Annotated in this window: 14 protein-coding genes and 2 pseudogenes; 6 read left to right on the forward strand and 10 right to left on the reverse strand. The window is 72.6% G+C overall.

Translation table 11 applies throughout. The annotated features are described in order from the left end of the window. The first annotated feature begins 16 nt into the window (after nt 1-16). Entirely contained in the window at nt 17-1,981 is a 1,965-nt protein-coding gene (locus tag CHB94_RS01160; protein WP_089334734.1) for a 3-oxoacyl-ACP synthase III family protein, read from the forward strand. 47 nt (nt 1,982-2,028) lie between these two features. On the opposite strand, the gene CHB94_RS01165 is transcribed toward CHB94_RS01160, so the two are convergent. The 6 genes and pseudogenes from CHB94_RS01165 to CHB94_RS01185 form a co-directional block, all read right to left on the reverse strand. Next, the gene (locus tag CHB94_RS01165) at nt 2,029-3,675 is read right to left on the reverse strand and encodes a PHA/PHB synthase family protein (RefSeq protein ID WP_089334878.1); all 1,647 of its coding nucleotides are present in this window, start codon (nt 3,673-3,675) and stop codon (nt 2,029-2,031) included. Nucleotides 3,676-3,967: 292 nt separating this feature from the next. Further along, nucleotides 3,968-4,249: pseudogene (locus CHB94_RS27005) on the reverse strand (hypothetical protein); the annotation flags it as partial. 125 nt (nt 4,250-4,374) lie between these two features. Further along, the gene (gene zwf, locus CHB94_RS01175; RefSeq protein ID WP_089334735.1) at nt 4,375-5,865 is read right to left on the reverse strand and encodes a glucose-6-phosphate dehydrogenase; all 1,491 of its coding nucleotides are present in this window, start codon (nt 5,863-5,865) and stop codon (nt 4,375-4,377) included. Between the two features lie 65 nt (nt 5,866-5,930). After that, nucleotides 5,931-6,101: a DUF5996 family protein gene (locus CHB94_RS25560; RefSeq protein WP_217899109.1), complete on the reverse strand. Its 171-nt coding sequence runs from the start codon at nt 6,099-6,101 to the stop codon at nt 5,931-5,933. A gap of 143 nt (nt 6,102-6,244) precedes the next feature. After that, nucleotides 6,245-6,718, reverse strand: a pseudogene (locus CHB94_RS26630) (DUF5996 family protein); the annotation flags it as partial. A gap of 142 nt (nt 6,719-6,860) precedes the next feature. Beyond that, nucleotides 6,861-7,130, reverse strand: coding sequence for a hypothetical protein (locus tag CHB94_RS01185; protein ID WP_089334736.1), 270 nt, complete (start codon nt 7,128-7,130; stop codon nt 6,861-6,863). Nucleotides 7,131-7,391: 261 nt separating this feature from the next. Between CHB94_RS01185 and CHB94_RS01190 the strand changes: the two genes are divergently transcribed. Beyond that, nucleotides 7,392-7,994 (forward strand): hypothetical protein, encoded by a 603-nt coding sequence (locus CHB94_RS01190; protein WP_089334737.1) that lies wholly within the window; start codon nt 7,392-7,394, stop codon nt 7,992-7,994. A 53-nt stretch (nt 7,995-8,047) separates the two neighbouring features. On the opposite strand, the gene dhaM is transcribed toward CHB94_RS01190, so the two are convergent. The 3 genes from dhaM to dhaK are packed head-to-tail and all read right to left on the reverse strand — an operon-like array spanning nt 8,048 to nt 10,122. Continuing rightward, entirely contained in the window at nt 8,048-8,479 is a 432-nt protein-coding gene (gene dhaM, locus CHB94_RS01195; RefSeq protein WP_089334738.1) for a dihydroxyacetone kinase phosphoryl donor subunit DhaM, read from the reverse strand. 3 nt (nt 8,480-8,482) lie between these two features. Then, nucleotides 8,483-9,118 carry a dihydroxyacetone kinase subunit DhaL gene (dhaL, locus tag CHB94_RS01200; RefSeq protein WP_089334739.1) on the reverse strand — a complete coding sequence of 212 codons (636 nt, stop codon included), beginning with the start codon at nt 9,116-9,118 and terminating at the stop codon, nt 8,483-8,485. A 2-nt stretch (nt 9,119-9,120) separates the two neighbouring features. Then, nucleotides 9,121-10,122 (reverse strand): dihydroxyacetone kinase subunit DhaK, encoded by a 1,002-nt coding sequence (gene dhaK / locus CHB94_RS01205; protein ID WP_089334740.1) that lies wholly within the window; start codon nt 10,120-10,122, stop codon nt 9,121-9,123. A 411-nt stretch (nt 10,123-10,533) separates the two neighbouring features. Here dhaK and CHB94_RS01215 point away from each other — a divergent pair, with 411 nt between their 5' ends. The 3 genes from CHB94_RS01215 to CHB94_RS01225 all read left to right on the forward strand — a co-directional run bounded on the left by CHB94_RS01215 (nt 10,534) and on the right by CHB94_RS01225 (nt 14,221). Beyond that, complete coding sequence (locus CHB94_RS01215) at nt 10,534-12,237, forward strand: esterase/lipase family protein (protein WP_089334879.1); 1,704 nt, start codon at nt 10,534-10,536, stop codon at nt 12,235-12,237. Nucleotides 12,238-12,336: 99 nt separating this feature from the next. Beyond that, a complete protein-coding gene (locus CHB94_RS01220; protein ID WP_254920324.1) occupies nt 12,337-13,575 on the forward strand; it encodes an FAD-dependent oxidoreductase in 1,239 nt (412 codons plus the stop codon). A 193-nt stretch (nt 13,576-13,768) separates the two neighbouring features. After that, on the forward strand, nt 13,769-14,221 hold the full coding sequence (locus CHB94_RS01225; RefSeq protein WP_089334743.1) for a hypothetical protein: 453 nt from the start codon (nt 13,769-13,771) through the stop codon (nt 14,219-14,221). Between the two features lie 44 nt (nt 14,222-14,265). On the opposite strand, the gene CHB94_RS01230 is transcribed toward CHB94_RS01225, so the two are convergent. Next, nucleotides 14,266-15,513, reverse strand: a complete 1,248-nt coding sequence (locus tag CHB94_RS01230) for a S8 family peptidase (RefSeq protein ID WP_176445348.1) — start codon at nt 15,511-15,513, stop codon at nt 14,266-14,268. Nucleotides 15,514-15,616: 103 nt separating this feature from the next. On the opposite strand from CHB94_RS01230, the gene CHB94_RS01235 reads away from it, so the two are divergent. Further along, the gene (locus CHB94_RS01235) at nt 15,617-18,268 is read left to right on the forward strand and encodes a CHAT domain-containing protein (RefSeq protein WP_217899110.1); all 2,652 of its coding nucleotides are present in this window, start codon (nt 15,617-15,619) and stop codon (nt 18,266-18,268) included. The last annotated feature ends 88 nt before the right edge of the window (nt 18,269-18,356 follow it).

The following is an 18,356-nucleotide window of genomic DNA, read 5'->3' on the forward strand; positions in this document are numbered from 1 at the left end:
ACCGAAAGGACTTTCCGTGAACGCCTTCGTCCTGAACCGCCACGGTCATCTGGTGTTCCCCTCGAACATCATGCCCGAGCTGGACTTCTCCACCATGGAGACCCTGGAACAGCTCGACAGCGTCATCCGCCGGGACTTCGAGACGAAGGCCCCGAGCGGCACGGACATCCTCGAGCGGGTCCGGACGGGCGCCTACGAGACCCGCTACGACCTGATGCGTGACGTGGCGCTCAACCTGTTCTGGGCCAACCGTTTCTCGATCACCATGTACGACAAGCGGCCGACCCGCTGGGCCGACGTCCCGCGAACCCGCCCCGATGTGTTCCTGCCGGTCCTGGAGCCCTGGGAGGACGGCGAGGCCAAGGTCACCGGTGTCCAGCAGGCCTATCCGCAGCTCCCGGCGCGGTGGAACGAGAGCTGCGAGGACCGCATCTTCGACATCCTGTTCGACGTCTTCGCCAACCGGCGGCACCACGCGTCGACGCTGCCGGCGCTCAAGCCGACCGTCGCGGAGTTCCTGCAGCAGCCGGGGAACCTCACCTTCCGGTTGCCGGACTACGACGCGGACTACCCGGTCTACGACTACACCGACATCCTCGACGTCTCCGAGGACGTGCCGGAGCTCGAGGCGCTGCACCGCTGGGCGATGGTCCTGCACAACCAGTACCCCTGGGACCGGTCGAAGGTGGAGCTGGCGGAGGTCGGCGACCTCAAGGACGACGACTACGTGGTCGCCTTCCACCCACGGGACAAGGAGGTGCGGGCCTTCCTGCGCCGGCTGCGGGTCGGTGCCCAGCCCCGGCACGCCGCCGCGCCGCGGGAGTCCCGGCCGCCGGTGCGGCCGTACCCCGAGCTGGACGTGCGGCAACGCTTCTCGGTGCAGCCGCGGATCGAGGCACTGGCCGCGGTGCACGGCGACCAGGTGTGCAGCAACGACGACCTGATCCGCAACACGGCCTACAACTGGTCGCCCATGAGCGCCGACGAGATCGCGTCGAAGACCGGCATCGAGCAGCGCGAGTACAGCACGCTCCCGGTGGAGGAGCTCGCCCTGCAGGCCGCCGAGGCGGCGCTGGACAAGGCGGGCCGGCAGCCGGAGGAGATCGGGGGCGTCCTGGTCTGCACCTGCACCACGTCCCGGCTCATCCCGTCGCTGGCCACCTACCTCTGCGGGCAGCTCGGGATGCACCAGGTCTACGCCGCCTACGACATCATCGCCGCCTGCGCGGGCATGCCCTACGGCGTCGCCGACGCCGTGCGGATGCTGCAGGAGGTCGAGCGGCCGGTCCTCGTGGTCTGCGTCGAGAAGTTCTCCGACAAGATCGGCAACGTCCGCACCTCGCGGATGATCTTCGGCGACGGCGCGGCGGCGCTGGTCGTCGGCCCGGCACCCGAGGGCGCCGACGGCGACATCGACTACATGAAGACCTACGCCAGCGGCCCGGCCAGCGAGGTGAACTCGATCCTCTGGCCCAACCCCGAGTTCGACAACAACATCACGGTGTTCGGTCCCCAGGTGAAGGCGCTGGCCGGCCGTTACCTCGCCCAGATGATCGACGAGCTCGGGAAGCTGCCCGCCCCGGAAGGCCGGGACGGGTCGCTGATGGACGCCATCGACCTGATCGTGCCGCACCAGGCGAACAAGACGATGGTGATCCAGCTGGCCGAACGCGCCGGGCTGACCGCCGATCAGCTGTACTTCAACATCGAGCAGGTGGGCAACACCTCGTCGGCGAGCATCCCGCTGGCCATCCACGACGCCGTGCGCGACGGGGTGATCACCGAGCCGCTGCGGGTCTTCGCGCCGGGCTTCGGGGCGGGCGCCGTGGCCGGGTACACCGTGATGCGGGTCGACCCCGCGGTGGTCGCCGTCCAGGCGGCGCCCGCTCCGCACGAGGCCGGGACGACGGAGGCTCCCATGCCGGCGCCGACCGAGGAGCCGACGCCGGCCTCGGAGGAGATGCGGGAGGCCTTCGGCTGAGCCGCCGGCCGCCCTCCCCGCCCGCGATGGGCGGGGAGGGCTCGGGCTCAGCCGGCCCCGGGCCGGCGGTCGCGCACGTAGGAGCCGGGCGCCGGCTCCAGCGGTGGGTGCGCGGAGCTGCCCGATGCGGTGGGCGCCGGCACCTCGTCGCCCGAACGTTCGAGCATCCACTCGGCCCAGGGCTCCCACCAGCTGCCGGTGTGCTGCTCGGCCGAGGCGCGCCAGGCGTGCGGGTCCGGTCCGGGTTCGCCGCCCGTCCAGTAGCTGGCCTTGGGATTGCCCGGGGGATTGACCAGGCTCTGGATGTGACCGCTGTGGCTCAGCACGAACGTGGTGGGCCCGGAGAGCAGCTGCGTCGTCCGATAGCACCCGTCCCACGGGGTGATGTGGTCGGTGACACCACCGGTGACGAACGTGGGCAGCGTGATCCGGCTCAGGTGGACCGGGGTCCCCAGCACCCGCAGCGCCCCGGGGCGGACCAGGGCGTTCTTGCCGAAGATCTCGAGGAACTGCTCGTGCAGCCGGGCCGGCAGGTTCGTGCCGTCCGCGTTCCACGCGAGGATGTCGAACGCGGGCGGGTCCTCACCCATGAGCCATTCGCTGACCAGGTAGTTGAAGATGAGGTCGTCGGGTCGCATCCAGGTGAACATCGACCCCATCTGCCGGGCGGTGATCACCCCGCCCCGACGTGAGTTGCGTCGTGCCACGTCGAGCAGGCGGGGAGCGGAGAACGCGCCGAGCGGCGCCCGGCTCGAGAAGTCGAGCAGGGTCACCGCGTAGCCGGCGGCGGACACGCGGTCGTCGCCGGTGGCGGCGAGGTGGTTGAGGGCCGTCGTCATGATCTGACCGCCGGCGCAGAAGCCGATCGTGGTGGCGTCGGGGGAGCCGGTGACCTCCCGCGCGACGTCGACCGCGGTCAGGACGCCGCCGGCGTAGGTGTCCAGGTTCCAGTCCGCCTGCTCCTTGGTCGGGTTCCGCCAGCTGACCATGAAGACCTGGAGGCCCCGGCTGACCGCGTACTCGACGAAGCTCCGTCCCGGGGCCAGATCGAGGAAGTAGAAGCGCCCGATCGGGGGCGGCACGATGACCAGGGGCCGTTGGCGCACGCGCGCCGTGGACGGCGTGTACTGGATGACCTCGATGACTTCGTCACGGTGGACCACGGCCCCGGGGCTGACTCCGAGGTCCTTGCCCACGGTGAATGCGCTGCGGTCGACCTGGGTGGGCAGCCCGCCGTTGTGCCGGATGTCGTGGAGCATGTGGCGCAGCCCGCGGACGACGCTGCGCCCGCCGGTGTCGAAGGCTCGCTTCAGCGCCGCCGGGTTGCCGAGGAGGGTGTTGGTGGGGGCCATCGCGCTGATGTAGGCGTTGAGGACGAAGCGTGCCTGCTCCACCTCGCGCCAGTCGGGGCCACCGGTCTCGTAGTCGTCGACGAGACGAGTCAGTGAGTCCGACAGTGCCAGGTAGTACTGCGCCAGGCGCCGGTAGGCCGGGTTCTGCGACCAGGCGGGATCGGCGAACCGCTTGTCCTTCGGCGAGGGAGCGATCTCGTCGGTGCCGCGGAGGATGCGCACGGTGTCGCGCCCCAGGCGTGCCGCCTCGCGTGCCAGCGGTCTGGGCCGGGCGAAGGTGGCGAACAGTCCGCGGACGATCCCTCGGGATGTGGGCAGGGCGATCGGTTCGCCACTCTCCACGGAGGCGAGCGCTTCGGATTCGGTCTGCGGTGCCGGATCCTCCGCGGTACGCCTGCGGTGATCGGTCGAGGTCCGGCTCGGCACGGTCGTCGTGGTCGACACGGGTCCCCCTTGTGACGTGGGTCACTGGACTCGACGACGGTAACCGCCCGCGGCGGTCCTGTGCGTTCTTCGGGCGCGGCCGGGGTAGCGGGGGTGCGGCCCGTCGGGAGCGGCGCCCGGCCAGGCACGGGCCGGTGCCCTCACCCACGCCCTTGGTCGTGTAGCAGGGGTCGAAGGCGTGTTCCTGGGTCTCCGGCGACATCCCGTCGCCGGTGTCGGCGATCTCCAGGACCACCGTGCCCCGGTCGACGTGCGTCGAGACGCGGAGCGTCCCGCGGCCGTCCATCGCATCGAGGGGCGTTGTCGATGAGGTTGGTCCACACGTGCACGCCGGGACCGCGGTGAGGTGAGGTCCGCTGAGCCACTGCTGCGTGCTGAATGACGGACGTGGCCGACACGCCGTGCCGGCCGGCGTCACCGTCACCGTCACCGGCTCCGGGGACCGGCAGGCGTCGAGGGATGGTGGCGCCATCGAAGCACGATCCGGACGGCGGGACGGCTGTCTCGCGCGCGGGTGCGGCGTCCGGCCCCTGCTCGCGCCGGTCGCAACCACGGCCGGGACGACGGGGCAGGTTGTCGCAGTGGCACCCGCACCCGTCAGGCCGAGTGGCGCCAGCTCCGACCGTCCCGGGCGATCAGCGAGCCCGCCTCCGGAGGGCCCCACGTGGCCGCCTGGTACAGCGGGATGGGCCGCGCGTCGCCGGCCCAGTACCGCATCACCGGGTCGACGATTCGCCAGGAGCGGCCGACCTCGTCGGCGCGGATGAAGAGCGTCGGGTCGCCGATCAGTGCGTCCAGGATGACCCGCTCGTAGGCGTCCGGGGACTGCTCCTCGAAGCTCTCGTACGAGAAGTCCATGGACGCCTTCTGCACCCGGAAGGCGTGCCCGGGCACCTTCGCCCCGAACCGGAGGCTCAGCCCCTCGTCGGGCTGCACGCGCACGATCAGGGCGTCGGGCTCCAGCCGCTCCGCCGTACCGGGGAACAGCGGAAGCTGCGGGGGGCGGCGGAACTCCATGGCGACCTCGGTGAGCCGCGCGGGCAGCCGCTTGCCGGTACGCACGTAGACGGGTACGCCCGTCCAGCGCCAGTTCTGGACCTCGAGTCGCATCGCCACGAAGGTCTCGGTTGAGCTCAGCGGGTCGACACCCGGCTCGTCCCGGTACCCGGGCATGAGGTCTTCGCGGGTGCCCCCGCGCGTGTACTGCCCGCGGACCGCGTTCGCCGCGATCTCCGCCTCCTCGTCCAACGGCCGGATGGCGCGCAGCAGCTTCACCTTCTCGTCGCGGATCGCCTCCGGGTGGAAGGAGGTGGGCGGTTCCATGAGGAAGAGCGAGAGCACCTGCAGGACGTGGTTCTGGACGATGTCGCGCATCGCGCCGGTGGTCTCGTAGAAGCCTCCCCGCTCGCCGACGCCCAGGGTCTCGGCCACCGTGATCTGCACGTTGTCGACCCATGTCCGGTTCCAGATCGGCTCGAAGATCGAGTTCGCGAAGCGCAGCGCGAGCAGGTTCTGCACCGTCTCCTTCGCCAGGTAGTGGTCGATCCGGAAGATCTGCTCCTCGACGAACGCCGAGGAGAGGTCCGCGTAGAGCTCTCGGGCGCTGGCCTCGTCCCAGCCGAACGGCTTCTCGACGACGACGCGGACGAAGCTGTCACCGTCCGGCACGGACAATCCGGCCTTGCCCAGGCTCACCGCGATCGGACCGAACAGGCGGGGTGGTGTGGCGAAGTAGTAGACCCGGTTGCCCGCGGTCCCGTGCCGGGAATCGCTCTCGGCCAGGACGTCGGCCAGCCGCTGGTAGGTGGCCGGATCGTCGTAGCCACCGCTGACGTACCGGGCCGTCGCCGTCAGGTCCTTCCATCGCGGGTGACCCTCACCGGACACGCTGCGACGGCAGCGGTCCGCGAACTCGTCGTCGGTCATGGGCGTGCGGGCGACGCCGATCAGCGCCACCTCCGGCGGGAGGGCCCCGTAGCCCGCCAGCCGCGCGAGAGCGGGCAGGAGCTTGCGTTCGGTGAGGTCCCCGGAGGCGCCGAAGATGACCAGGGCACACGGCGGGGAGCGACGACCCGCGTCCACGTTCATGTCCGGAAAGCATGCCCGTGTCGACCGACCACGGACAGGTGCCCGGCCCCGTGCTCCTGCCCCGGTCATGACCCGCCGGCCCGCGGAAGGCCGGTGACCGGCTCGGGCCAGCGGGCGGTGCCCACCGCGGCATCATGGGCCGAGCCGAGGAACCGGAGCAGATGCTCGTCGGGGTCGGCCGCGGCCCGGACATCGGCGTAGGGGAGGACGAACTCGCCCAGCGCGTCGTCGAACACAGCCGTGGCCGGCTCGACGGCGCGCTGCCGGTAGCCGGAAGGCTCGGGCTAGAAGATGCCCTCCACGGCGCCACCCGGCCAGTACCCGCAGCTGACACCTCCTCGCTGTACGCATCGGTCATCACCCGGTCCGGGCAGTGGGGGACGCCACCGGGATGTCGGGGCGCCGCACGGCCGGAGAAGCGGGTGGTGGCGAGGTCGAACGCGCCCCAGAAGAAGTGCACGGGGCTGGCCTTGCCGCGGAACCCGCCGTGGAAGTCCGCCACGCTGCGAGGCTCGAGCGCCATCCGCCGGATGGCTCCCTTCGTGGTCACGATGAGCAACTCGTGGTCGGTGAAGTCGAAGACCACCTCCATACCCGGCCCGCCGCCATGGGGCATCAGCGAGGTGGTGAGCCCTCGCGCATCCACGTAGAGCGGTACGTGCCACCAGTGGTTGACAGCCGGGGCGAGCGCGAGCCGGACCTTGCCGACGATCTGCGTCCACAGGTGCAGGGTGTCGCGAGTTTCCTGCCACTGGGCGACCGGTAGGGCCGGCCAGCCGTCGCGCTGATCCTCAGCGGCGGGGGAGGGGGCGTCCATCCGAGGATGCTTCCCGCTGCGGCCGGGCCCGCGCATCGGTCAACCGACCCGCATCGGCCCGACGTCCCTGGCCCGTCCCACGCGACCGAGGCCCGACAGCCCATGACGTCGCAGACGAGAACCCCCATGGCCACCGACCGTGGGGGTTCTCGTGATCGAACAGATTGGTGCTGCCGGGTCAACTGCCGGCCGGCGTCACCCCGAACATGAGTACGCGCCGCTCGATGTCGTAGTGCACGGTGCCGGTGTTGGCCAGCAGGTCCTGCAGGTTGTCGGCGTCGTCCGGGTCGAGTGTCAGAACCTCTTCCCATGCACCCTGGTCGAGTACCAGCTGCAGGGTGTAGGTGCCGGGCTTGCCGGGTTCTCCGGCGATCCAGCTGAACTGGTAGTGGCTGAGCTGACGGACCTTGATGCTGTTGTCCGTGACGGGCTGCGGAACGTCGGACATGTCGTCTCCTCCGTGAGGGGCAGCTGAGCGACGCTCAGCCGGGGAGCCACTACCCGGTCGGCACCATGTCGTACGCCCGACCACGTCCGGTTCCGCTGCCCACCCGTCACCGAGGTGGTGGCCGATTACCCACGGCCACGGGTCGGCGCAGCATCCGCGACCATCCGCCGACGCGTGTGGTTCTGCCGCCGGCCGCGGAGGTTGGCTCGGGCGCTACGGGGGCAGTGGCGGGAGCACCACCGTCGATACCTGGAGCCCACCATGGCCTACGAGCGGCACACCGTCCTCCGTTCCCTGCACGACCTCGGGCTGGCCGCCTGGTTCGGGGGCACCCTCATGGGTGCCGTCGGCGTGAACAAGGCAGCCTCCGAAGCTCGCGACCCCTCCGAGCGGACGCGGCTGAGCTCCATCGGCTGGGGCGCCTGGCGTCCCGTTCAGGCCGCCGCTGTCGCCGCTCACCTCGTCGGGTCGGTCGGCTTGCTCCGAGCCGACCGCGGACGTGTGGCGGTGCAGAGCGACGCGCGCGCCAACACAGCGGTCAAGACCGTGCTCACCGCAGCGGCCCTCGGTGCGACCGCCGCCAGTGGTGTGCTCGGTGTCAAGGTGGAACAACGATCGCCGGCCCCGGCGGCCACCGCCACCGAACCCTCGGCCGAGACACCGCAGGACGCTGCGGCCGCGCAGCAGGCACTGAAGCCGCTGCAGTGGGTGTCCCCCGCCCTGACCGGTGCGTTGATCGTGCTCGCTGCTCACCAGAGCGAGCAGCAGCGGACCGCCTCCCCGGTCCGCGGTGCCGTGGGCGAGGGACTGCTCGCGGTCAAGGGAGCCATGCTGAGGTCGACGGCGCTGCGGAGGGCCGCCTGAGAGACCGGCGCACGGCCCGTCGCTCCGACGGTGCCGGGGCGCCGACCGGGCGGTCAGCCGGTGCCATCGGCCGGTCCACCGGAGAGGTGGGCCTGCTTGGGTGCCGACCCGCGCAGCGCCTCGGCCGCCACCTGGGCGCGCGAGGCGCCCGCGGCCGCGGTCACCACTGCTCCGACCAGGCCCTCGACGAATGGCGCGGGGGAGAGGACCACCCGCGCGCGGGCGTCGTCGTCGAGCAGGTCCAGGGCGGTCTCGGCGGACAGGACGGCGCTGCCCAGGTCCATGAGCACGACGACGCCGTCCCCGCTGTCCGCCGCGGTCATCGCCTCCGCGATCGCCGTGGCATCGGTGCCCAGGCCGCCGTCGATGTCGCCCGCCGCGACCTCGACGGCGAGATCACGACCCGGGAGCATGCCGCGCGCCAGTTCGACCGCGGCGTCGGCCAGCGCGCGACTGTGCGACACGACCACCAGCCCGACGGGCACGCCTCAGCCCCTGCCGGCCAGCGCGGTCGCGGCCGCTTCCACCAGCAGGGCCGCCGACGTGGCGCCCGGGTCCTGGTGGCCGGCACTGCGCTCACCGAGATAGCTGGCCCGGCCCTTGCGGGCGACCATCGGAACCGTCGCGTCCCGCCCGCGCGCAGCCGCCTCCGCCGCCGCCCGCAGCGCCTCGTCCAAGGGTCGGCCCTGAGCCAGCGCCTCGTCGAGCGCGTCGCAGGCCGGGCTCAGGGCGTCGAGCATCGTCTTGTCGCCGGGCGCCGCCTTTCCCCGCGAGGCGACGCCGTCCAGCCCCGCCCGCAGCGCCGCGGCCAGCGCGGCTCGGTCCCCGCCGTCGAGCGCGCCCGCGGCCCGCAGGAAGAAGGTGCCGTACAGCGGGCCGCTCGCGCCGCCGACCGTGCGGATCAGCGTCGTCGCCACCATGGCGAGGACCGCGGCGGGGCTCGCGGGCGACGCGGCGTCGAGCGCGGACACGGCCGCGGTGAGGCCGCGGTCGAGGTTGGAGCCATGGTCGGCGTCACCGATGGCCGCGTCGAGCTGGGTCAGCGCATCCCGCTGCTCGTGCACCAGGCGGGCGAACTCCCGGACCCAGGTGGTGCAGGCGGCGGCGTCGAGCGCGTCGGCCACCGTCAGGTGCCCCAGCGCAGCGCCGGCGTCCGTACCGGGGCGTCCCAGAGCCGCAGCAGTTCGTCGTCGGCCTTGAGCAGGGTCACCGAGCAGCCGGCCATCTCCAGACTGGTCATGTAATCGCCCACGAGATTGCGGGCGATGCCGATCCCGGCCTTCTCCAGGACGGCGACCACCTCGGCGTACATGAGGTAGAGCTCGAGCTGGGGGGTGCCGCCCATGCCGTTGACGAAGGCGATCACGCCGTCCCCACCCGTGAAGTCCAGATCGGCGAGCACGGGCTCGACCAGCATCTCGGCGATCTCCCGGGCCGGGGCCAGCGGAACCCGGCGGCGCCCCGGCTCGCCGTGGATGCCGATGCCCACCTCCATCTCGTCCTCGGGCAGGTCGAACGTCGGCCGGCCCGCTGCCGGCACGGTGCAGGAGGTCAGCGCCACACCCATGCTCCGACCGTTGCCGCTGACGCGGCGGGCGATCTCGGCGACCTCGCTCAGCGGGCGGCCCTCCTCGGCCGCCGCGCCGGCGAGCTTCTCGACCAGGACGGTGACCCCGACGCCGCGCCGGCCGGCGGTGTACAGGCTGTTCTGCACGGCGACGTCGTCGTCGGTGACCACCGCGACGACCTCGGTGTCGGACTCGGCGGCGACCAGTTCGGCGGCCATCTCGAAGTTCATGACGTCACCGGTGTAGTTCTTGACGATGTGCAGCACCCCGGCGCCGCCGTCGACGCCGCGGGTCGCGGCCACCACCTGGTCCGGGACCGGGGAGGTGAACACCTCTCCCGCGCATGCGGCGTCGAGCATGCCGAGGCCGACGAAGCCGGCATGCATCGGCTCGTGGCCGGACCCGCCACCGGAGACCAGGCCGACCTTCCCGTGCACCGGGGCGTCCCTCCGGAGGACGACCCGGTCCTCGTGCTGGACCCGGAGGTCGGGGTGGGCTGCGGCGAGGCCGCGCAGCGCGTCGGCCACGACGTCCGCTGGGTCGTTGATGAACTTCTTCATCAGGGCTCCTGGCGTCGGCATGCGGTGTGCCCGGTGAGAAGGGTGCGCGTTGGAGGCTAGGGGCGGGTGAGGCGGCGGACAAGGAGCGGCCGGACCGCCCGGTCATGCCCGCAGAGGGGACGAGGGCAGGAGGAGGAGTTCGCCGTTGCCCCACGTACCCCGTGACGTCGTGTCCGCCATGAGTGACTGCGCGGACGAGTCTCTCGCTCACGTACCGGACCCGATTGACGGGGCCGACCGGCAGTCCGAGTATCGCAACCTCCAGAGTTGGTGCCTGGGTACCTCGGGGGACCCGCAGGTGCCGAAGGGGGTGCCCCCGATGGATGCTGCGACCGCCCCACGGACCACGTCGCTGGACGGCGCCACCGGGGTCGTGGGCGCCCCGGGGTGCGACCGGGAGCCGAGGACGCGATGAACAGCGTGGACGGTGACGTGCACGAGGCACGCCCACTCATCCTCATCCGCGGCTTCGGCGGCCTGGGCACCGCCGACGAGCGGCGGGTCGCCTATCAGGGCTTCAACGACGGCACGGTGTATCCGCATAAGCGCGGCGAGAACTACATCTACGAGGGGCTCGTCCTCCGGCTGCTGAAGTCCGACTGGCAGTACCAGGACGCCACGAACATCGTCAGCTACCACTCGCGTCCGCAGACGGCCCCGGAGGTGCTGCCGTCCGAGCTGACCGGCCTGCGCAGCTTCTTCGAGGGCCGGCTGGTCGCCGACCCGGCGATGGCCCTCGACATCGTCCGGCAGACGCGGTCGGTGGCCAACACCATCTGGGTCTTCCGCTACTACGACTTCGAGGATCGCTCCTTCTCGACCTACGGAGCCGAACTGGTGCGGCTGATCGACTTCATCCGCGCGCTGGCCGGGGAGCTGCGTCAGCCGGTGCCGAAGGTCGACGTCATCGCGCACTCGATGGGTGGGCTGATCGTCCGGCACGCGGTGCAGGTCGACTATCCGCGCCTCAAAGGCGGTGCCCCGAGAGCCGCGGAGGAGCACATCAACAAGATCGTGACACTGGGGACGCCGCACCAGGGGATCAGCTTCCAGGTACTGGACCAACTGGGCGGTCTGGGTGCGTCGGAGGAGATCGAGGCGTTCTCACCCGACGGGCCGGCGGCCACCTCACCGGACGCCGGCGCTTGGTCGTTCCGGACCTTCCACGAGCACATGGATCCGCGTCGACTGCTCACCGTCGTGGGCACCAACTACCGGACCTACGGCAACGGGGCAGCGAGCCTGCTCAACCGGCTGGCGGCAGTCCCGGGTGAGTTCGGGCCCCGGTACAACCGCAGCGACGGGCTGGTCAAGCAGGCGAACGCGCAGGTGCCCGGGGCGCCACGCACGTTCGTCCACAAGTGCCACGGGGGCGAGGACTCACTGGTCACCAGCCGGGAGTCCTTCGAGGTCGCGATGCGGTTCCTCCACGGCGACGTCCGTGCACGGCTGCGGCTGGCCGACGGGCGTGTGACCCGCGGCAAGGACGCGTTCGGGCGCAGCGAGTTCTTCCTGGGCGTCTGCGTCAAGCCGCGCGGGGTCGACTTCGAGCTGTTCCACCAGAGTGCCGAGGCCGAGAACTGCTACGGCCCGTTCACCAGCGTGCAGCTCGACGACGACATCTCCGAGCGCGGCTTCGACTGGGCCGACCCGGCCGACCGGCTCGTGTGGGAGGGGTGGCTGGACACCCGCGCCCGCGGCGGCGCCGGTCCCGCCCGCAGCGACCTCGTCATCCGGTTCGACGTCTACGTGGGGGAGCGGGACAGCTGGGGGCTGGGCTTCTCCGACAACCTGGTCTTCCAGAAGCAGTACTACGTCCAGGCCTTCTCCGATCCGGAGCTGCGGCTGTACCTGCACACCGGCGAGCACTACCTGTCGGCTCAGCGCCCGGCGGACGCCGGCGAGCTGATCGGGGTCGTCGACGAGGCGGCACGAGACCAGGACGACCCGTCGGTCACCGCCTGCGAGCGCGGGGACGGGGAATGGCTCATACCGGTGAAGGGAACGGGCTTCGAGGCCACGTTCGGCTTGAGCCTCACCCGGGTGGAGGCCGACACCGGAGCGTCCGGCTCCATCCCCGGCCCGGCGCCGACGGTGGCGACGACCGACTCCTGACGCGCACGAGCAGTGCCGGACTCCGACGGTGACCGGTCGGTACGCCACCGATGGGTCGCGGGCCGCCACGTGGGCCCGACTGATGCCTGGGAGGTCAGTGTGTCCGAGGTGGGCTGTTGCATCGCCGGTGGTGGTCCGGCGGGGATGATGCTCGGGCTCCTGCTCGCCCGCCAGGGCGTGGAAGTGATGGTGCTGGAGAAGCACGGGGACTTCCTGCGTGACTTCCGCGGGGACACCGTCCACCCCTCGACGCTGCGCCTGCTCGACGAGTTGGGGCTGGCCGACGAGTTCCTCCAGTTGCCTCACCAGGAGGTGACCCGGCTGGGGGTCACCACTGACGACGGCACCTACGTGCTGGCCGACTTCGGCCGTCTTCCCGGCAAGTTCTCCTTCCTGGCCTTCGTGCCCCAGTGGGACTTCCTCGACTTCCTGGCCGACCGGGCACGGCGTCTGCCGAACTTCCACCTGTTGATGAACGCCGAGGCAGTCGGACTGCTGCGCGAGGACGGCCAGGTGATCGGCGCCCGGTACCGGATCCCGGACGGCGGCGAACAGGAGGTGCGTGCGCCGCTGACGGTCGCGGCCGACGGCCGCAACTCCGTGCTGCGCGTGGACGCCGGCTCCCGCCTTCGGGAGTTCGGGGCCCCGATGGACGTGCTGTGGTTCCGGCTGTCCAAGGGACCGGAAGAATCCAGCCCGTCGTTCGGGGGCGCCGGCCGCATCACGCGCGGGCGCATGCTCGTCCGGCTCGACCGCGGCGACTACTGGCAGTGCGCCTACCTCGTTCCCAAGGGTGGCTACGCGGCGCTGCAGGAGGCCGGCCTGGAATCGTTCCGCACCGACCTGGCGCGGCTGCTGCCCGACGGCGCCGCCCTGGAAGCACTCCGGAGCTGGGACGACGTCCGGGTTCTCAGCGTGCGGGTCGACCGGTTGCCCCGGTGGCACCAGCCCGGATTGCTGTTCATCGGGGACGCCGCACATGCCATGTCGCCCATCGGCGGCGTGGGCATCAACCTGGCCGTGCAGGACGCCGCTGCCGCGGCCCGCCTCCTCGCCGCTCCCTTGCGGAGCGGCGTCGTGCCTCCTCGGCGCCTCGGCCGGGTGCGGCTGCGGCGGTTGCTGCCCACCGTGGTCACCCAGCTGGTGCAGCGACAGATCCAGACGCGGATGGTCAGCCGCATCCTGGCGGGCGACCGACCGATCGGCACACCACGGCTCCTGCGACTCCTCGACCGGCACCCCGTCCTGCAGGGACTGCCGGCCCGAGCCATCGGGATGGGGGTGCTGCCCGAGCACGCCGCCCGCCCCCTCCCCGCGGGCGCGGGGCCGCGCCCGTGACGGTCCGGAGTGATCCTTCGGAGCGAGCACTTCGAAGAATGACGTATCCGGGCGGGTGTGGGCGCATCCGTCTGTGCGAGGGCTTGGCTCGGTGGAGGGGTGGGAGTGCGACGGGCAGTTCCTGGCGGTCCGTCGCGTGGGGGTGCACGATGCACCAGCAGGCCTGGACCCAGGTGAAGGGTGGTCATCGCCGGTGACATCGCAGGGCTGGGACGAGGACGACCTGCTGGAGGAGCTGCGCACGGCGCTGCGTCGGGCCGGGGCGCCGACGCCGAGGATGGTCGCCGCGGGGGAGGCGGCGTTCTCCTGGCGGACGGTGGACGCCGAGCTGGCCGCGCTGACCCATGATTCGCTGGCCGGGGAGTCGGTGCTGGTCCGGAGCGGGGAGGCGGCGCCGCGGTCGCTGGTCTTCGAGGGGCGGCGGCTGTCGGTGGAGCTGGACGAGGGCGAGGAGGGCCTGGTCGGTCAGCTGCTGCCGCCGGCCGCCGGGGAGGTGTCCCTGCTGGGGCCCGACGGGGCGGAGCTGGCGCATGCCGAGATCGACGAGCTGGGCTGCTTCTGCTTCGAGTCGTCGGCGGCCGGTCCGGTCCGGTTGCGCTGCCGGACCGGGTCGGGTGCGCTGCTGACCGACTGGTTCCGACTCTGACCCTCGACGCGTCCCGACCGCACCCCCTCAGCCCGGATCCACGGTCAGATGACCTGCGCGGGGTCGAGCGCAGGTCCCAGGCCGGGGAGCGCCCGTGCCGCTGCCGCTGCCAGCACGGCGTCCCGAGCTTGCAGTGCGGTCTCCCCGGTGCGGATCATCCGGGCGGCTACGAGCCCCACGACCAGCGGCGTGGCGAACGACGTCCCGCTCCAGCGGGCCATCCCGGTGAAGACCTCGCGGGCGCCGGTGCGGGGCGGTTCGGTGTAGGTGTACAAACCGGAGGCGAACGCGTTGACCAGGGCCTCTCCGGGCGCCCAGACGTCCGCCGAGGTTCCCCAGTTGCTGAACCACGCGCGATGAAGCTGGTCCGCCGCGAGAGCGCCCACGCCGGTCGCCCAGTCCGCCGCCGCGGGCCAGAAGGGGACGTCGTCGGCGTTGTTCCCCGCGGCGGCGACGATCACGACCTCGGGGAACTCCGACAGGTCCTCGTCGTGGAACACCTCGAAGGCCAGCATGGCCGCGCCGTCGATGGTGGGGCTCCCGGCGGACAGGTTGATCACGTCGACGCCGCGGTCGAGCAGCTCACGCAGGTTCGCGACGACCTCGTGGTCCAGCGCCGTCCCCGCGCTCCCCGTCGGGAGGTGGTCCGCGACGTGCACCTCCGCGCCCGGTGCGATGCACCGCACCACCCCGGCGATGAAGGTGCCGTGCCCCCCGTACGGCGGGATCGTGGGCTCTCCCGTGGCCAGGTCCACGCCACCGAGCGCGTCGGCCTCCCCCGTGACGCCCTGCAGCCAGCCATGCCTGGCGGCATCCGCCAGCAGCCCGGTGTCGGACACCCCGACCCGGACGGGGTGTTCCCCGTCGCCGTCCCGGGGTGGCGGAGACGGCTCGATGTCGTTGCCGGGGAAGGCGGGCGGCTCGGGCTCGGTCGCGGGGCAGGCGGCCACCGGCGTGATCGACAGCACGTAGCTGTACGAGGCGATGCCGGGGCCCAGCCTGCCCTCGATCACCGCCAGGACGTCGGGCACCCTGCCATCCGGAACGAGCAGCACGACCAGGCCGCGGATGGTCCGCACCTCGGCCGGCGGGAGGTCGTCCGGGCCGAAGAGGCGCCGTACGTCCTGCTCAGCGTCCCTGCGCACGACGATCCGGTCGGCGGCGTAGACGGCCACCGGCCGCCCGTCGCGTTCATGGACCGCGAGCGGGATGCCCTGGGCCCGGTACGAGGCCTCGATGAGCTCGTACTGCCTGCGGAACCGCTCGTCCGCGAACTGGGAGTTCTCGGTCACCGTCCACCTCCCGCACCGCCCACGGTCCCGCACCGGACGAGGCGGGAGATCCCCGGGAGACACATGCTTGATACCGCGCGACCGAGCCGCTACCCCTGAGCTCGTGGCTCCTGCCGTCAATCCCGTCCAGGACCCGGACGCCGAGGGGTTGTTACCCCTCGCGGTCGCTCGGCCACACGAGGCCCTGACGCGGGCGCGCGCGACGCTCGCCGCCCACCCGCCACCCCTGGCCGCCTCGATCGCCAGGCAGGCGATCGGCATCGTCCTGAGGGACCGCGGGGAGACCGCCGAGGCGATCGGGGAGCTGCGCGCGGCGCTGCGGCTCGCCCGCGCCGCCGGCTCCTCCGCGCGGGAGGCCGACGTGCTGGCCACTCTCGGTGTCGCGCTCGTGTTCGCCGGTCACACGGTTGCGGGGCGGCGGGTGCTCGATCGCGCCGTCGGGCTGGCGCGGACCCAGCAGCTCGGGCAGGTCCTGGTCCGGAGGGGGATCGCCGGCTGGGTCCTGGGCGACCACGCCGCGGCACTGGCCGACCTGACCCGCGCCGTCCGGGAGCTGCGCCGCAGCGGCGACGTCCTGTGGCAGCCGCGCGCGCTCACGACGCGCGCGTTCGTCCACCTCGCGCTGGGAGCGAGCGAGCGCGCGGTCGGCGACCTGGAGCGCGCCGAGCGGCTGCTGTCCGGATCGGCCCAGGAGCTGGAGGTCGCCTACGCGGTGCACAACCGGGCCATCGTGGCCATCCGCTCCGGGGACGTGCCCGAGGCGCTGACCCGCCTGGACCTGGCGGGCGAGCGCTATGCCGCGCTGAGCGTGACGGTGCCCGATCTGACGATCGACCGCTGCCGGGCGCTGCTGACCGCGGGGCTGGCTCGCGACGCGGCCGAGGAGGCCGACGCCGTCCTCGCCCGTCTCGACGCCGGTACCCCCCAGCAGGCATGCAAGCGCGCCGAGCTGCTGCTCACCGCGGCCGAGTGCGCCCTCGCGGCCGGGTGCCCCACGGCGGCAGGTGAGCGGGCGGCCGCCGCCCGGCGGCTGTTCACGGTGCAGCGGCGGTCGTGGTGGCGGGCGCACGCCCGACTGCTCGAGCTGCGGGCACTGGTCGACGCAGATCCCCCGACGCGCAGGCTGCTCGGCGCAGCGCTCCGGTGCGCCGCCGAGCTGGAGGCTCTGAGGTCGCCGGACTCGGGCCTGGCCCGACTGCTGGTCGGGCGGGTCGCGCTCGCACTGGGGGCGACGGACCAGGCGCAGGACGCGCTGGGAACCGCGGCGAGGGGCAGACGATCGGGACCCGCCCTGCGCCGGGCCGAGGGCTGGCTCGCCGAGGCGCTGCGCTGCGAGGCCACCGGGGACGGGCGCAGGCTCCTGCTCGCCTGCCACCGCGGCCTGGACGTCCTCGACCAGCACCGCGCCGTGCTCGGCTCGTCCGAGCTGCGCGCCCGCGCCACCGCACACGGCGCCGAACTCGCCGCCGTCGCGCAACGGCACGCCCTCCGGACGGCGCGGCCGCGCCTGGTGCTGCAGTGGAGCGAGCGGTGGCGGGCCGCGGCGCTCGCCGTTCCCCCTGCCCGGCCGGTCGACGACGCTGCGGCACGGGCGGAGCTGACCGCTGTGCGGGAGGTCGCGGTGCAGCTCGAGAGGGCCCTGGCCGAGGGGCTCCCCACGAGCCGGCTGGCCGCCGAGCAGGCGCGGCTGGAGCGAGCCGTCCGGGACCGCGCGCTGCGTGCGCCCGGGGACGGCCCGGGAACGCCTGGATCGCTGGACGTGGACGGGTTGCTCGACGCGGTCGGCGAGGACCGGCTCCTGCAGATCGTCGACGTCGACGGCACGCTCCACGTGCTGGTGTGCGGCGGTGGTCGGGTCCGGCTGTCCACCGCCGGTCGCACCGAGGACGTCGGTCGCGAGCTCGAGTTCCTCCTGTTCTCCCTGCGCCGCATCGCCAGAGGCCGGTCCAGGCACGGACCGCGGGACCTGGAGTTGCTCACGGCACGGGCGGCACGGCTGTCGGAGCTGGTGCTGGGCCCGGCCCGACGGCAGCTCGGCGAGAGCGACATCGTGATCGTCCCGCCGGGCGTCCTTCAGGCGATCCCGTGGGGGCTGCTGCCGGAGCTGCGTGAGCGCCCGGTCGTCGTGGCCCCGTCGGCGAGGACGTGGCTGCGCGCGCGGGCGGTCGCCGCGCCCCTGGGTGAGCGAGTGGTGCTGGTCGGTGGGCCCGGACTCCCCGGGGGCGACCACGAGATCGCCGAGCTCGCCCGTCGCCACCCCGGTGCCGTGCGGCTCGCCGGAGGTGCGGCGCGCTGCGCGGCGGTCTGCACGGCCCTCGACGGCGCGACGCTCGCGCACATCGCCGCACACGGCACCTTCCGTGCCGACAGCCCCCTGTTCTCCGCGCTCCACCTCGACGACGGCCCGCTCACCGTCTACGACCTCGAGCGGCTCGGCCGGGCGCCGGCCCGCCTGGTGCTGTCCGCGTGTCACGCGGGTCGGCTGGCACCGACCGGAGCGGATGAGCTGCTGGGCCTGGCGAGCTCACTCATCCCGCTCGGGACCGCCAGCGTGGTCGCCGCCGTCGTCGAGGTGGACGACGCGGCCACGGCCTCGTTGATGGTGGCGCTGCACGACCACCTGCGACGCGGCGCCTCGCTCGCGGAGGCGTTGTGCCGGACACGGTCCGCGGGCGAGGACCCCCTGGCGGTGGCGACGGCGTCGTCGTTCATCTGTCTCGGCGCCGCGTCGCCGGCCGCCTCGCCGATCCGGTGAGGAGCGGCCGGCCCCTGGCCCGATGACGTCGGCGGAGCAGGCACACCGCTCGAGGTCGGACAGGTGTGGCGGTTGCGCCGACCGACCG

This window comes from Blastococcus mobilis, from assembly GCF_900188025.1.
Classification (GTDB): domain Bacteria; phylum Actinomycetota; class Actinomycetes; order Mycobacteriales; family Geodermatophilaceae; genus Blastococcus_B; species Blastococcus_B mobilis.